The following is a 15,515-nucleotide window of genomic DNA, read 5'->3' as shown; positions in this document are numbered from 1 at the left end:
GTAATTTTTGGTAAGATGAATATAGAACGAATATAAATGAAGAAAGTGGTGTCGTATGAGCGAGTTATTGCGTGTAGAAAATGTTACAGGAGGATATACGAAACGACCTGTATTAAAAGATGTTTCGTTCTCTGTGAATAAAGGCGAACTTGTCGGCTTAATCGGTTTAAATGGAGCGGGTAAAAGTACGACGATTAAACATATTATCGGTTTAATGGAACCGAAAAAAGGAACTGTCACAATTAATGGGAAAACAATTCGTGATGATATGACAGCGTACCGTTCTAGTTTTTCGTTCATCCCAGAAACACCTGTATTATATGATGAGCTAACGCTAGAAGAACATTTGAAGTTAACAGCGATGGCGTACGGTGTAGATGAAAAACAATATGAAGAACGCGTAGGACAACTATTACAAGAATTTCGTATGAAAAATCGTTTGAAATGGTTTCCGTCTCATTTCTCAAAAGGGATGAAACAAAAAGTAATGATTATGAGTGCGTTTTTAGTGGAGCCATCTCTTTATATTGTGGACGAACCGTTCGTTGGGCTTGATCCGTTAGCGATCCAATCACTCCTTCAAATGATGGATCAAATGAAAAAGAGTGGTGCAGGTATTTTAATGAGTACACATATTTTAGCGACGGCAGAGCGTTATTGTGATTCGTTCATTATTTTGCATCAAGGCGAAGTAAGAGCGAAGGGAACATTATCTGAGCTGCAATTACAGTTTAATATGCCAGGTGCAACGTTAGATGATATTTATATTGCATTAACGAAGGAAGAAGATTATGAATAGCACAGCGTTATGGAAAGAACGATTTCGTCACTTTCTACAAGAAGTTCGTACATATAGTAAATACGTATTTAATGATCATTTAAAATTTATTTTCGTATTCATCATCGGCGCAGGAGCGTATTATTACCAGCAATGGTTACAAACGTTAACACCTTCGTTTCCGACTGCGCTCGTTATGGCAGTGTTGCTTGGACTCGTATTAACAGCCGGATCTATTCAAACGTTATTAAAAGAAGCAGATCTCGTTTACTTACTGCCAGTGGAAGAAAAGTTAAAACCGTACTTCACAAAGGCATTTCTTTTTACGTTTATGATTCAGTTATACATAATCGCCATCGTAGCAGCAGCGCTTGCCCCGTTATACTTCCAGCAAATGAAGCAAACAGGAGCGGCGTATATATGGATTGTAATCGCGTTTATCATTGTAAAAGCGTGGAATTTATTCGTGGCATGGGAAAAATCATTTTTAACAGACCAAAATATACAAAGAGCCGATTGGTTCATTCGTTTTATTTTAAACGGATTATTTGTGTATTTCCTTGTAGAACGTACTTCCGTTATGTTTATTGGCGGAATCATTCTTCTCATGGTGTTATACCTTGCGATCATGCATCAAATGGTGAAGGGAAAACCACTAAACTGGGAGTATTTAATTTCTGAAGAAGGTAAGAAGATGATGCTGCTGTACCGCATCGCGAATATGTTCGTTGATGTACCAGCATTAAAAGAGAGAGTAGCACGTAGAAAATGGCTTGATTTCATTCTGGCGATGATAGGCGAAAAGCGTACCTATTTATACTTATATACGAGAACGTTCTTAAGATCTGGTAACTATTTCGGCTTATATGTGCGCTTGCTTGCCCTTGGCGGAATTATTCTTTACTTCATTCCGTTTTTATATGGACGATTTATCGTAAGCCTTATCTTCCTATACTTAATCGGTTATCAGCTATTAACTTTATGGAAACATCACCGCATGAAGATTTGGCTTGATTTGTACCCAGTAGGGGGAGAAGAGAAGAAGAAAGATTTTCTTACTTTATTAAATGCAATTCTTATTACAGGTAGCGTTATATTTACAATTATATTTCTACTAGCGACGAAAGATTTCATGATGACAGGAATTTTACTAGTCGTAAGCATAGTATTTAGTATCGGTTTCGTTTATCAATACGGGGCAAAACGTATTGAGCGTTTAAATTGAAGGGAATGAACCTATGATTACATATGAAGAAAAGGTTATAAAAGAACTGGAGCAGTGGAAAGCTACATTCATGAAAGATTCTTCTATGATGACACGGTTCTCAAAGAAAGTGCAGACGAAAGTACAACAGCTTATTCCGGCGAAAGTACAAAAAGTATTAACAGAAACGATTCGGATGATGGTGCAAACAATTAGTGCCGGATCAAACTTTATAAAGCCGAAATTAAAAGAGACGAACTGGTCATTGCAAAGACGAGACGATGAAGTACGTAAAAAAATGGATGAGTACAAAAAAATAGCAGCGGCAGAAGGAGCAGGGACGGGAGCAGGCGGTATTCTCCTTGGCCTTGCTGACTTTCCGCTTTTACTCGGCATTAAAATTAAATTTTTATTCGATGCAGCAACATTGTACGGATTTGATACGAGCGACAAAGAAGAGCGCCTTTTTATCCTTCACGTTTTCCAACTTGCCTTTTCAAGTGACGAACACCGAAAAGAAATATGGAAAGCCATCGAAACGTGGGATACAGAAGAAGAAAATCATATGGACTGGGAAAAGTTCCAAACAGAGTACCGAGACTATATCGATTTAGCGAAAATGCTTCAGCTTGTACCAATAATCGGTGCCCCGGTCGGCGCATATGCAAACTATCAATTACTGCAACGACTTGGAGAAGTAACGATGAATTGTTATCGTATGCGATTATTAAATAGGAATTAAAAGGAAGGCGTCCTACATGTGTAATGTAGGACGCCTTTTTTAGAAGCCAAGTCCGATATAGCTAACGCCAGCTATAATCAATACGACAAAAAGCACAATGATGAATGAAAATCCGCTCTTACCAGCTTGTCCAGCTTCACCACCGCCGTTACCGCCACTACCACCTTTACCACCAAGTCCCATATGCTAGCCTCCTTATTGTTATATATTGCTTTTGTTTTATATTTTTCTTCATTTACCAATAAATTCCTCCTGGAGCGCTAACTAACTTGAAAATCATTTCGTTTCATTTTATAATTTACTTACCGACCGGTAAGTAAAAATAAGTGAGGTACAGTATGACAAAGAATTTACAAACATCGCAAAATATTGTAGAGGCATCATTTAAGCTTATGGCAGAGCACGGCATTGAGAAGATGAGCCTTTCCATGATTGCGAAAGAGGTGGGAATTTCAAAACCGGCTATTTATTATCATTTTTCTTCTAAAGAAGCGTTAGTGGACTTTTTATTTGAAGAAGTTTTTTCTGGATATCATTTCGTGAGTTATTTTGATAAAGAGCAATATACGAGAGAAAATTTTGCAGAAAAGTTAATCGCAGATGGTTTACATATGCTATCTGAATATGAAGGACAAGAAGGAATACTGCGGGTCATAAATGAATTTATCGTAACTGCGGCGCGAAATGAAAAGTATCAGAAACGCTTATTTGAAATACAAGAAGAGTTTTTAAATGGTTTCCACGATCTATTGAAGAAAGGCGCGGGACTAGGCGTTGTGTCACAAGATGCAACGGAAGAAAACGCTCATACGCTAGCGCTCGTAATTGATAATATGAGCAATTACATGCTCATGGGATTTCAGTTAAAGTATAAAGAAATTTGGATTCGAAATGTGAAAAACGTCATGAAGGAGGAGTAAAGATGAAAATGCAAAAAAACTGGTGGCTCGGTTTTCTTGGGTTCATTGGGGTGTATAAAATTCCAGGCATGATAGAAGCTTTTCAAGCGGATGGAAATTGGATGAAGTTAATCGGTTTCATTTGGCTACTTTGGTTCGGATATTTTATACCTGAGAAGAAAGAAGATTAAATTTCAATTTTCTGTAAGGTTATGTAAAATATAGATTGAGACTATTTATATATTAGATTACTAGATTTGGAGTGGTTACATGGATCCATTGAGAAATAAAATTCACCCTGACATGGTCAAGGTGTGGAAAGTTCGGGCTGTAATTGAAGAAGGAATCGGTATTCTTGTCATTTTAGCTTACCTTTTCCTCATGATAAAGTTTGATTGGTGGGCGTGGATTTTGTACGTGTTAATCGGTTTAACAGTTGCGTTAGCACCATTGGAGTACTTCGTATTCCCCAAACTACGTCAGCGTTATTACAGCTACCAACTAAATGAAGAAGAACTTGAAATTCAGCACGGTCTTTTCGTGGTAAAGCGCGTATTAGTACCGATGATTCGTGTACAGCACGTGACGATTGAACAAGGGCCAATTATGAGGAAATATGGCTTAGCACAATTACACATTTCAACAGCAGCAACTTCTCACAGCGTCCCAGGCTTAACGATGTATGAAGCAGAAATGTTGAAAACGAAAATTGCAGAATTAGCGAAAGTGAGTGATGAGGATGTATAAGAGGCAACATCCAATCACGATGTTATTAGAATTAAAAATAACAGATTTTATACCATTTATTATTTTTCTCTTTAGTTTAAAAGGAAAGTTCCCATTTTGGTATTTAGTTCCTATCGGTTTTGCGGTAATCACGATTGTTTCAGCTATCGTAGGCTGGTATTACAAAGTATATTGGATTGAAAATAACGTATTACATGTGAAACAAGGTCTCTTTGTGAAGAAGGAGAGCTACTTAAATAAAGAACGTGTTCAAACGATTAATACAAGTTCTAACGTGTTATATCAAATGCTTGGCTTAAAGAAAATCCAAATTGAAACAGCTGGCGGGGGAGATGATGCGGAGGTTAGCTTAGCCGGTATTACAGTAGAAGAGGCAACTGAGCTTATTGCTTTGCTAAATGAGCCAACTCCAGAAATGAAAGCAGAAGGAACGCTAGACGAAAAAGCGGAACATGCAATAGAAAAAGAAATCGTTACAGAAGAAAAACAAACGACAGAATATAAATTGACTTGGAAAGAAATTTTACTAGCATCTGTTACATCGGGTCAGTTTGGGCTATTATTCTGGTTAATCTTTTTCGTGTATCACCAAGTAGAGGAGTACATTCCGAAATGGATAGAGAATGACGTAAAGTCGTATGTAATGGAATATGATATATACGGCTGGATTTTCATGGTAGTTATTTTGCTCGTCCTTTCGTGGATTATATCTACAATCGGTTATGCGCTAAAACATGGAGATTTCACAGTAAATCGAAGAAATGACGAAGTCCGCATTTCACAAGGATTACTTGAGAAGAAAGAACTCGTCCTAAAGTTACATCGTATTCAAGGGATTACGATAAAAGAAAGTATTTTACGTCAGCCATTCGGCTATTGTGCTGTGCAAGTAGAAGTGATTCAAAGTAAGGGAACGGGTGACGAAAAAGAAAAAGTTACACTGCATCCAATCATCCGAAAAGACCGAGTACAACAGTTACTCTCGCATTTACAACTACCATACGAACTGAATACAAATATTATTTCATTACCAAAAGCAGCATTACGCCGCTATCTCATTGATAGCTTCATCTTTTTCGCAATGCTAGCTATCCCGCTTATTGGAATAAGTATATACTTTGAAAAGCACTTCATCATGTGGGCACTCATTCCGCTTGCGGTCCTCATCTTTATACTTGGTTACGTAACATTTAAAACAAATGGTTACAGTGTAAACGGAGAGCAAATTACACTTGTATATCGCAGCGTCGGAAAATATACAGGACTTATTAGAAGAAGACACGTCCAATCGATGGAAAAGACGCAATCCTATTTCCAGCGCCGCGCGGATTTATGTACGTATAAGTTTTCGAGCGCATCATCGAGTTATAAATTAGAGCATACGAGAGTAGAAGATGCGGAGAGAATGCAGAATTGGTATAAGAAGAGAATAAGTGAGAATTAAATGGAATGGCTCGTCTTTTGCGGAAGGCGGGCTGTTTTTTTTTTTGTGAAGATGATAGGAAATAATTTGAGTTTTATATTTTTATTTTCCATTAAGTCTATTTATTTCAATGATATTTCTTCAAATATACGATGGTAAGGGGAAAATTCTTCTGCTTTTATAAATAGAGTTCGGTCCTAAAACAGTTGTTATAGGGACGTTAGTATGTTTTTAAAAATATTCACATGGTAAAATATAGGGGGAGTTTGGTGATTTTGTATTCACTATAGGATTTGAAATTGATAGTTATGGTGAAAATGTGTATATGTATAGTTTAATAGATATCTTGTAACAAAACCAGAAATACTCCCTCGAATAGACACTAAAAAAAGTCTATTCGAGGGGGTACATTTTGTATTTGTTCCAACTTGGGGTTAGAAAAGTTTGTATCATCACCCGTTAGATTATTCATAAACGTAGCAATTGGAAGGCGGATGTGTTTCTTTTCTTAAATAAAATACTGGCAGTAAATCGATAAATATAAGTGAAAATAAGGAAAATGTCTGAAATACGGACAAGACAATACATATATTCGAGATTGTGGTAAAATAATTGTAGACCAACTTTATCCTAATTAGTAAAATTTTAGATTTTATTTGTGATATATTTAAGCATTTGTTGTTAAATGTTGTTTTAATAATATATTTATAAGGTGGAATGGTTATGAAAAAGGAAGAATTTTTGTTGTATTCCGAAAATAGAATATTACCAACATTTATTGAATTAGAAGGAAGATATTATCCTGCATATGCTAGTAAATTACACCCTTTTTGTATAACTACTTTGGGAGAGCATAATATTACCATCACACTTTGTGAGGCACTTAGAATTAAAAAAAAGAAAGAGCCGGTAGAAGAGTTTCTGTACAGCGAAATTAGCAATATAGAGATTTCTGTTGTTAAGAAGCTCACCGCTGTTCTTTTCCTTCCTGGGACTCGAATTAATTTAGACTTAATTCTCAATTTGAAAAATGGAAGACGACTACATTTAGAGTGCGAAACTATACGTGTTTTGCCACAAATCATAAATCTTTTTTCTAAAAAAAGTATAACGGTTAAAGATCCTTTGGATTTAGAACATATTTTTCTGTCTAAAGATTCTATTGAAGAAGTCTATGAATATTTAGAGAGTAATCTTGAAAACATGGCTAAGGAAAAAGGAATAAGTATATTTCGATTAAAGCAAACTGAAGATTAATTATACATTTTAATGGATTAGAGGATTTTTTAGTGGTTGAGTTTATAGGAAACCTTTTGATTATTTATTTTGTAGTTTAAGACTGATAACACTAATATACATAAATAATAGGATTCCTTTTTGATAATCAAGTGAATTAAATACTATGTAAGAAAATAACGTTGCGAAAGTTTGGAAGCAAAACCAAATCATGTTTGGGTAGATGATTCTAAATCTCCATATTATAATACGCTGCAAGAAAAGCCTGTAAGGAATAGATGGAAATCAGCTGAAAATATGTATATCCCAGCATATGATTATGGATTCGTAATTAATTATAATACGGAATCACGTACACCATACAAAGGAAGTGCGATCTTCTTCCATGTCTCTACTTCATGGACAGAAGGATGTACAGGTGTAGATAAACAAAATGTGATTGATATTTTAAGATGGATTGATCCAGGGAAAAACCCGGTTATTATTCAAACGCCTGAAAATGAACTGATGAATTATTAATTTGATAACTTTAAAAAATTTTAAGCCTACTTTCATTAGTATGCTTTTTTGTTAAGTATGAAATTCTTGTTTCGTTGGTGTGATCCTGATGCACATAGAGCTAACCAAATGGACTGCCCCTAAAATAATAAAAATGATATAAAATTTTCGTCTTTGGAGACAACTAATTATTAATTTGATGATTCAGCTGATTTTCTTTGTAGTTATTGAAAAACACTATAGTTTCTAGAGAGTGAACAGAGGTTTTGAATTGATTTAAAGTTGACGGAACAAAATAAAACGAATTGAGCAAAAAAACTTGCAAAACTAAAAGGGGAGTTGTATATTAATTGACATATCAAATATTGATGCGTCAATTAATATTTGATAAGAAAGAAGGCGGAATTTCATATAAGCTACAAAATTAAAGAGAAGATAGTATAAATTTGATATTAGGAAGTAGAGGGGGCACAATACTGTGGAAATAATCGCAGCTATTTTAGTCGGGATCGTAGCATTAGAACATTTATTTATCATGATCCTCGAAATGTTTTTTATGAATTCAAAAGTGGCAAAACGTGCTTTTAAATTACCGGAGCATTTAGAAGGAGATCGAAACGTAGCCGTTATGTTTGCAAACCAAGGTTTATATAATGGATTTTTAGCTGTTGGTCTCATTTGGGGACTTATACTTGGGCTCAATTCAATTGGCTATATGGTTCAATTATTTTTTGTAATGTGTGTGGTAGTAGCAGCTCTTTTTGGCGGTTTCACATCTAATAAATCAATTATTGTGAAACAAGGACTTCCAGCTATATTAGCGTTGATTGCCCTTTTAATTGTGATATAGAACCAAAGCGTTTGAATAAAAAAATCATTTTTGAAAAATACGCTATTCTTTCTGTAGGCTCATAGGAAAGAATAGCGTATTTTTTCATTTTCATATCCTTCAACTTAAGAAGTGTATAACATGCGAAAATAATAACTTTGTACCTTTTCACTTAGAAATGTAAATCCTCTCTTTTTTTGCGTAATTATTATGAAAATGCGTATTACATCAAGGATTGGAACCGAATTAACTCTTTAAAATATAGAAAGTGGGGAAAATAATGTAAAAAAACTATTGTATGTTTAAAAACCTTGTGTTACATTTATGTTACAAATGAGTTACAGTATGTAACTTTTGTTACGTTTTATTTTCTAATGTTTTTCGGTATGTTACGAATTAAGGTGCATATCCAATCAACCGAGAATATATAAAGTTAAAAAACTACCAAAATAAAAATAGTTTTCCTATGTGTATAAGAGTGTGTGTAGTAAAGAGCCTGGTGAGAACTTTACGCACATTATTAAAATTCCTTTCTGTCTTAAAAGAAGAAGAAAACCAACTACCAACTATTTAGGGGTTTTAAGTAATGATAGTAAATGAAATGTACTTCCTTTCCCGCACACAAAGTACATATTTACTTTCAGTCTAATTACTACACAGACTTTTATACATATGACGTTATTGTTTTAGGAATGCATAGGGGGAGAAACATTGAGGAAGTTATTAACGGTAATTGGAATTACATTTTTAATGTTAGCAGGATGTAGTAATGGAGATTTTGAAAAAGAAATGGATGCAGGGAAGACCGCGTTAACGAATAAAGAATATAAAAATGCCTTATCATCATTTGAGCGAGCGCTGGATGAGAAAAAAGACGATTCAGGTGCAATAGTGCTTGTAGAACAAACGAAAATCATGATGGAAGCAGTGAAGTTAAAAGAAGAAAAAGAGATAGAAGAATCAATTCAATCATTTGAAAAAGTAGAGAATATGAAGGATGGAAATACTACACTGATAAAGCAGGCCAAGGAAGAACGAACAGCATTACTAGCCATTTTAGAACAAAAAAAGAAGTATAGCGAGCAACTGACGAAAAGTGAAGAGTTAATAAATAAGAAAAATTACGCAGAAGCGAAAGATATATTAAATAAGCTAGTTTCAGAAACAAAAGATAACAAAAATCTTGAAGAATATAATAAAAAGGCTTCAGGATTAATTACTAAAATTGGTGAAGCAGAAAAGAATGCAACGGTAGCGAAGGCAGAAAAAACTAATGTAGCAACGAATCAAAAGGTAACAACAGAGAAGCCTCAAAAGGCAGAGACAGAAAAGAACCAAAAGGTAACGACAGAGAAGCCTCAAAAGGTAGAAGCAGAAAAGAACCAAAAGGTAACGGCAGAGAAGACTCAAAAAGTAGAAACAGAAAAGAACCAGAAGGTAACGACAGAGAAGAACCAAAAGGTAGAAACAGGAAAGACTCAAGATGCATTTACTTTTGAGAAAGCGAAAGAATATATTAAAAATGAATATAAAGAAGACTATGATTATATGCTAGAAAATACGCAAGTAGAGAATGGAAAGAAATATTATCAAATTAGAGTGCGTACGACATATAAAATAGAAGGCGCAGCTGGATCAGGATTTACTGGCGTATTTAAAGTATTTGAAGATGGTACAATTGTTGAAGTGCACTAAATTAATGGAAAGGTATCCTCAAAGTGTTTGAGGATACCTTTTTAGCGTAAAAAAAAGCATCTAGCAAAAGTACTAGATGCAAATAAAAACACAAGGGAAGACAAAATTCTTCCCTTTTCCCGTAAGTAATTATATCAAAAAATTTATAAAAAACTAGCTTTATTTTTAATATAATTGATGTGTGAAGCTATGAAAGTATAAGATTACACTATTTTTGTAGTGTTTTGTTGAAAAAGGAGCCACGTATATGATTAATTTTAAACCAGAAAATTTGAACCAACTATTAAAAGTAATGTTAATTAGTGCCAATAAGTCTTATGATGCGATTAAAGAGTATGAATGTATGGGAGAAGCAGTCGTATTCTGTGTAGACTTCGAGTATATTGACGTTTCTCTTATGATTGTAGATATGCTAGGAAGATCGGCTTCTAGATTTAACATTTTGCCATTTGCTAAGCCAGATACGAATGAGATAGATTACATTCAGTTTCAAGTGTATTCCATTAATGAAGGGAATTTTAAAGAAGTTCTCGATACGATGTAAAAAAACTATAATTTTACAAAAATGTATATACCAACTAATATATAAGTAATAAATTCATATAATTGGAGTGATGAGATGCAGCCGTTAGAAAGGGAGATTCATTCTAATATGCTGAAAGTGTGGCGAATTCATGCTTTAATTGGGGCGGCAGTTATACTAGCAGTCGTAATTGCGTATTTCTTTTTTATGATCAATTTTAATTGGTGGGGTTGGTTGTTTGGCTTGTTAGTCACAGGAGCTATTCTATTTATTCCGCTCGATTATTTTGTATTTCCAAATTTACGTCAGCGCTATTATAGTTACAGATTAAATGAAGAAGAGATTGAGATTCAAAAGGGAATGTTCGTTGTAAAACGTGTGCTTATTCCCATGATTCGTGTGCAGCACGTAACGATTGAACAGGGCCCGATTATGAGAAAGTACAATTTAGCAGAATTACATATTTCAACAGCAGCAACTTCTCATAGTATTCCAGGTTTAACGAAAGAAGAAGCAGAGCAGTTGAAAAGACAAATTGGAGAACTTGCGAAAGTGAGTGATGAGGATGTATAAGAGGCAACATCCGATCACGATTTTATTAGGTATTCGAGTTGCGGGTTTATTGCCTTTTATTTTCCTTGTTTTATTTAAATCAGATGGTCAAGTAAAACCTTGGTATTTCTTTCATCTCGTTCTTTTAGCCATATTATTCATTATGACAATTTTCTCAGCGATAAAATGGTATTTCAAAGTGTACTGGGTCGAAAGTAATATTTTACATATAAAGCACGGTGTGTTCGTTAAGAAAGAAAGTTATTTAAATAAAGAACGTGTGCAAAATATTAGTACGTCTTCTAACATCATGTATCAAGTGCTCGGACTGACGAAATTAAATATAGAAGTAGCAGGCGGCGGTACTGAGCCAGAAGTGATGTTGGCGGGTATTAGAGAAGATGAAGCGAAGGAACTCATTGCTTTATTACATAAAGAAAGAAGTGTTGTGAGTGAAGAAGGGCCTGCGGAAGAAGGAAGTAAGACGGTATATCAGTTAACAACGAAAGAGATTTTAGCAGCATCTATTACATCTGGCAGATTTGGATTAGTGTTTTCTATGTTAGTCATCCTTTACACAGAGTTTAATCAATTTTTACCAGAATGGCTCATCAATAAAGTGGAAGCGTATGTGATGGATAACGGTGTATATGAATTAATCGTTATGGCGGCGATTTTAATGGCAGTGTCGTGGGTCATTTCAACAGCAGGTTATGCATTAAAATATGCGAACTTTAAAATTGAGCGAAACGGAAATGAAGTTCGCATCGTGCAAGGTTTATTTGATAAGAAAGAGTTTGTTTTAAAATTACACCGTATTCAAGCGATTACGGTGAAAGAAGGCATTCTCCGCCAGCCTTTCGGATATTGCTCTGTCGAAGTAGAAGTCATTCAAAGTATAGAAGCGGCAGGAAATGAAGTGATGTTACATCCTTTTATGAAGAAAAAAGATGTGCAGCAGTTACTCGCATATTTACAGTTGCCGTATGAAATGGAAGCGGAAATCGTTCATTTACCGAAAGCAGCATTACGTCGTTATGTCATCATGGGCTGGATTGCAAGTGCCGTACTCACTGTGCCAATCATAGGTGCGAGTATATATTTTAAACAAAATATTGCGTTATTCACTCTCATACCACTATTCATTATATTTACGTTACTTGCATACGCTCGGTATACAAGTAGTGGTTATATGATACGAGAAAATCAGTTAGTCATGGTGTACCGAGGACTCGCGAAATATACAGGAATCATGCGAAGAAGGCATGTTCAAGCAGTCGGATACAGTCAGTCGTATTTTCAAAAGAAAGACGAGCTATGTGCAGCTACCGTATCAGTAGCGGGGCATCCTTACAAAGTGAAACATATGCAAAAAGAAGATGCGCTTTGTATATATAATTGGTACAAAGAAAAAGGAAACACCGGTGTGTAACGGTGTTTCCTTTTTATGTCGTCATTTGTCGATAAGTCGATATTCTTTGTCGAATCGTCGATATATTGAAAAAATCGTTGATATATTCGGGAAATCGCCGATATATTCAGAAAATCGCCGATATAATTTCAAATACTGTGACCTTCAAACTTCGAACTCCAAAACCCTAAACTAACACATCAAAAGTAGTCACGAAAGACGGACGAGAGAAAATACTCTTTTGCTGTTCTGCATGTGGATGCGCCTGAGCTGGAGCTTGTCCTTCTGCTTGGGCAGGACGTTTTTTATGAGCATTTTCGAATGAACGAGATTCTGTCCAGTCTTTAAAGTTTTGCTCTGTTTCCCACATCGTTAAGATGACATATGTATCGTTACTTAATGGGCGTAGAACGCGGATTGCTTGGAATCCTGGTTCGTTTTCAATAAGGCCTGCGCGGTTTTTAAAACGGTTTTCAAATACTGGGCGACCTTCGTCTGTTACAGAAATGTTGTTACAAACGATATAGCCAGGTTGTCCTTTAAATTCTCCAACAGCGTCTAGTACGTCATACTTAAGAGATCCTTCTACAGATTCTTCTGTATTTTCTTTATAAAACATATTTTTTTCATCATTTTTTGCAGTGAAATGTGCTTGTTCTAGAGGTGTTTCGTATGAAATAATAGCCTTCATTTTAATGCCCCCTTATTTATTTGTTTCTATTATATCAACTCTCTTAAAAAACTTCGAAGATTATATACATAAAGATACCTCTTTTTCAAATAATAAATGTACCATCATTTGGAAAGAAGGCCGATGTATGAAGAAAGTGAAGTGGACTTTATTAGGTGGGTTAGCAACGCTTGTATTAGCGATTGTCCTTTATAAACTAATTGTGTTAGCTGGTGGCTATATGATGGATGAAAAGCAGCTCGTTTTCCACTCTTCATCACGTATCGTTGACCAGAAGGGGAAAGAAATTACGAAATTATACGTAGAAAATAGAGACTTGGTGCCAATCGAGCAAATTCCGAAATATGTGCAGCAGGCGTTCGTTGCGGTGGAAGATTCTCGTTTTTATGAGCATCAAGGAATTGATTACCCGTCTATATTTCGTGCTCTTTATAAAGACACGTTAGCTGGAGGGAAGGTCGAAGGCGGCAGTACGATTACGCAGCAACTTGCTAAAAACGTTTTTTTAACTCGTCAAAAAACATTTACGCGTAAGTTGAAGGAAGTTGCAATTTCCCTTCAATTAGAGCAAAAATATACGAAGCAACAAATTCTTGAAATGTATATGAATCATATTTATTTTGGCCATGGAGCTTACGGTATTCAAGCAGCAGCAAAGTTATATTTTAATAAAAATGTAGAAGATTTAACAGTAGAAGAAGGAGCAATGCTTGCAGGTCTTCCGAAGTCGCCAAACGGATATTCACCTTATTTTTCTCCAGAGAAGAGTAAAGAACGCCGCGATCTCGTATTGTCACTTATGCATAAACAAGGCTATTTGACTGCCGAAGAAAGCGTACGTTATCAAGGAAAGACAATCGCTCTCTATAAAAACTTAGATGAGAATGAGCTTGCATATATGCCGTATATTGATATGGTCATAGATGAAGCAGCACGTTTATATGGATTGTCTCATCAAGAAGTACTTCGCGGAGGATATACGTTTGTCGTACCGATGGATGAAAAAATTCAAAAGGTAGCATATAACCAGTTTCAAGATGCAAGAAATTTCCCTGGGAAAGAAGAGGGGGCGCAAGGTGCATTTTTATTAATGGATAATCGTACAGGCGGCATTAAAGCGGCGATTGGCGGAAGAAAGTACGTTCCGAGAGGGTTCAATCGTGTTTTTGCAAAAAGACAGCCCGGTTCTGTGCTAAAACCACTTATCGTCTATGCGCCAGCACTCGAAACGAAAAAGTATAATCCGTATTCTTTATTGACGAATGAAAGACATTCTTTTGAAGGGTATGAACCTCGAAACTATAACCGTGAATATTCGAAAGAAATAACGATGTACGATGCGATTTTAGAGTCAGCAAATGTACCAGCAGTTTCTTTATTAAATGAGTTAGGGGTAGAAGAAGGAAAGCAATATTTAGAGAAAGGAAATGTTCACATTGCCGATGCTGGTTTAAGCACAGCGCTTGGAGGATTGAAAAATGGTGTTTCAACATTTGATCTTGTGAAAATGTATCGTGCGTTTTTAGCAAATGGTGATATTATTGAGCCGCACGTTATTGATAAAGTGTTAAATAGACACGGCGCAGTCATTGGAGAATCACCAAAAGTAGAAACGAAAATTTTCTCGAAACAAACGGCATGGTATATGACAAAAATGTTAGAAGGAGTTGTAAAGGAAGGGACAGCGAAAGCCGGTGTATATAACGGAGCGTTAGCTGGGAAAACAGGTACAACTTCCTTACCAAATGACGATAATGGAGCGAGAGATATGTGGTTCGTTGGCTATACGCCAAATTTAGTAGGCGCTGTTTGGATTGGTTATGACCGCATAGATGAAGAGCATAAGTTGCAAGGAGAAAGTGCGTCAGCAACAAAATTATTTAAGAAAATTTTAACGAAAGCAAATGTAGAACAGAAAGAGCAGTTTAGGAAACCAGAAGGTGTGGAAACAATCGGTGCTCCAATTCGGCTGCGCAAGATTGAAGATGTGAAAATGAAATTAGCATTTAGCCCTTTCGGTTTATTTAAAGCGAAATTAAGCTGGACACCACTTCCAGATGAAAGAATTATGTATCGTATTTATAGAGTGGAAAATGGAATTCATACGCATGTAGGTACTGTAAATGGTGCCGGGGAATATGAGGAAAAGTTCGTTAACATCTTTTCAAAACCGAGTTTTTACGTTGTGCCATATAACACACAAACGAATCGCGAAGGAGAAAAGTCAAAAGTAGCTAAACCATAGTTTTTCTCTGTGTTATAATAAGAATGTTGTGAAAATAGTAAG

Annotated in this window: 16 protein-coding genes and 1 pseudogene; 15 read left to right on the top strand and 2 right to left on the bottom strand. The window is 35.6% G+C overall.

The window, feature by feature from the left end; translation table 11 throughout:
- Positions 1 to 55: 55 nt before the first annotated feature.
- Genes ecsA through ecsC form a run of 3 tightly spaced genes read left to right on the top strand, consistent with a single transcriptional unit; the run spans position 56 to position 2,724 of the window.
- Positions 56 to 799 carry an ABC transporter ATP-binding protein EcsA gene (gene ecsA, locus MR147_RS09330; RefSeq protein ID WP_001292599.1) on the top strand — a complete coding sequence of 248 codons (744 nt, stop codon included), beginning with the start codon at positions 56 to 58 and terminating at the stop codon, positions 797 to 799.
- A complete protein-coding gene (gene ecsB / locus MR147_RS09325; RefSeq protein WP_074609696.1) occupies positions 792 to 2,003 on the top strand; it encodes an ABC transporter permease EcsB in 1,212 nt (403 codons plus the stop codon). The genes ecsA and ecsB overlap by 8 nt, the downstream gene beginning before the upstream one ends.
- Before the next feature lie 13 nt (positions 2,004 to 2,016).
- Positions 2,017 to 2,724, top strand: coding sequence for an ecs operon protein EcsC (gene ecsC, locus MR147_RS09320; RefSeq protein ID WP_000634131.1), 708 nt, complete (start codon positions 2,017 to 2,019; stop codon positions 2,722 to 2,724).
- Positions 2,725 to 2,763: 39 nt separating this feature from the next.
- Here ecsC and yjcZ read toward each other — a convergent pair whose 3' ends face one another.
- Complete coding sequence (yjcZ, locus tag MR147_RS09315; protein ID WP_000522744.1) at positions 2,764 to 2,907, bottom strand: sporulation protein YjcZ; 144 nt, start codon at positions 2,905 to 2,907, stop codon at positions 2,764 to 2,766.
- 155 nt (positions 2,908 to 3,062) lie between these two features.
- On the opposite strand from yjcZ, the gene MR147_RS09310 reads away from it, so the two are divergent.
- The 11 genes and pseudogenes from MR147_RS09310 to MR147_RS09260 all read left to right on the top strand — a co-directional run bounded on the left by MR147_RS09310 (position 3,063) and on the right by MR147_RS09260 (position 12,558).
- Positions 3,063 to 3,644 carry a TetR/AcrR family transcriptional regulator gene (locus MR147_RS09310; RefSeq protein WP_074609694.1) on the top strand — a complete coding sequence of 194 codons (582 nt, stop codon included), beginning with the start codon at positions 3,063 to 3,065 and terminating at the stop codon, positions 3,642 to 3,644.
- Between the two features lie 2 nt (positions 3,645 to 3,646).
- Positions 3,647 to 3,814 carry a hypothetical protein gene (locus MR147_RS09305; RefSeq protein WP_000783813.1) on the top strand — a complete coding sequence of 56 codons (168 nt, stop codon included), beginning with the start codon at positions 3,647 to 3,649 and terminating at the stop codon, positions 3,812 to 3,814.
- 79 nt (positions 3,815 to 3,893) lie between these two features.
- The gene (locus MR147_RS09300) at positions 3,894 to 4,370 is read left to right on the top strand and encodes a PH domain-containing protein (protein ID WP_074609692.1); all 477 of its coding nucleotides are present in this window, start codon (positions 3,894 to 3,896) and stop codon (positions 4,368 to 4,370) included.
- Positions 4,363 to 5,814 carry a PH domain-containing protein gene (locus MR147_RS09295; protein WP_242303947.1) on the top strand — a complete coding sequence of 484 codons (1,452 nt, stop codon included), beginning with the start codon at positions 4,363 to 4,365 and terminating at the stop codon, positions 5,812 to 5,814. Before MR147_RS09300 ends, MR147_RS09295 begins: the two co-directional genes overlap by 8 nt.
- Positions 5,815 to 6,516: 702 nt before the next feature.
- Positions 6,517 to 7,050: a hypothetical protein gene (locus MR147_RS09290; protein WP_074609689.1), complete on the top strand. Its 534-nt coding sequence runs from the start codon at positions 6,517 to 6,519 to the stop codon at positions 7,048 to 7,050.
- Positions 7,051 to 7,233: 183 nt separating this feature from the next.
- A pseudogene (locus MR147_RS09285) lies at positions 7,234 to 7,548 on the top strand (L,D-transpeptidase family protein); the annotation flags it as partial.
- Positions 7,549 to 8,005: 457 nt separating this feature from the next.
- Positions 8,006 to 8,377: a DUF1304 domain-containing protein gene (locus MR147_RS09280; RefSeq protein ID WP_074609685.1), complete on the top strand. Its 372-nt coding sequence runs from the start codon at positions 8,006 to 8,008 to the stop codon at positions 8,375 to 8,377.
- A 690-nt stretch (positions 8,378 to 9,067) separates the two neighbouring features.
- Entirely contained in the window at positions 9,068 to 10,051 is a 984-nt protein-coding gene (locus MR147_RS09275) for a hypothetical protein (protein ID WP_074609683.1), read from the top strand.
- A gap of 247 nt (positions 10,052 to 10,298) precedes the next feature.
- A complete protein-coding gene (locus MR147_RS09270) occupies positions 10,299 to 10,595 on the top strand; it encodes a protoporphyrinogen oxidase (protein ID WP_074609682.1) in 297 nt (98 codons plus the stop codon).
- A 75-nt stretch (positions 10,596 to 10,670) separates the two neighbouring features.
- Positions 10,671 to 11,147, top strand: a complete 477-nt coding sequence (locus MR147_RS09265; protein ID WP_001182705.1) for a PH domain-containing protein — start codon at positions 10,671 to 10,673, stop codon at positions 11,145 to 11,147.
- Complete coding sequence (locus tag MR147_RS09260; protein WP_242303946.1) at positions 11,140 to 12,558, top strand: PH domain-containing protein; 1,419 nt, start codon at positions 11,140 to 11,142, stop codon at positions 12,556 to 12,558. The genes MR147_RS09265 and MR147_RS09260 overlap by 8 nt, the downstream gene beginning before the upstream one ends.
- Before the next feature lie 166 nt (positions 12,559 to 12,724).
- Here MR147_RS09260 and hmoB read toward each other — a convergent pair whose 3' ends face one another.
- On the bottom strand, positions 12,725 to 13,228 hold the full coding sequence (gene hmoB, locus MR147_RS09255) for a heme-degrading monooxygenase HmoB (protein ID WP_074609678.1): 504 nt from the start codon (positions 13,226 to 13,228) through the stop codon (positions 12,725 to 12,727).
- A 127-nt stretch (positions 13,229 to 13,355) separates the two neighbouring features.
- On the opposite strand from hmoB, the gene MR147_RS09250 reads away from it, so the two are divergent.
- Positions 13,356 to 15,473 carry a transglycosylase domain-containing protein gene (locus MR147_RS09250; protein WP_242303945.1) on the top strand — a complete coding sequence of 706 codons (2,118 nt, stop codon included), beginning with the start codon at positions 13,356 to 13,358 and terminating at the stop codon, positions 15,471 to 15,473.
- Positions 15,474 to 15,515 lie beyond the last annotated feature (42 nt).

The sequence above is a fragment of the Bacillus cereus group sp. BfR-BA-01350 genome (genome assembly GCF_022663775.1).
GTDB classification, from domain to species: Bacteria; Bacillota; Bacilli; order Bacillales; family Bacillaceae_G; genus Bacillus_A; species Bacillus_A paranthracis.
Note: the sequence above shows the minus strand (reverse complement) of the source record. Positions and strands in the feature narration are given on the sequence as shown.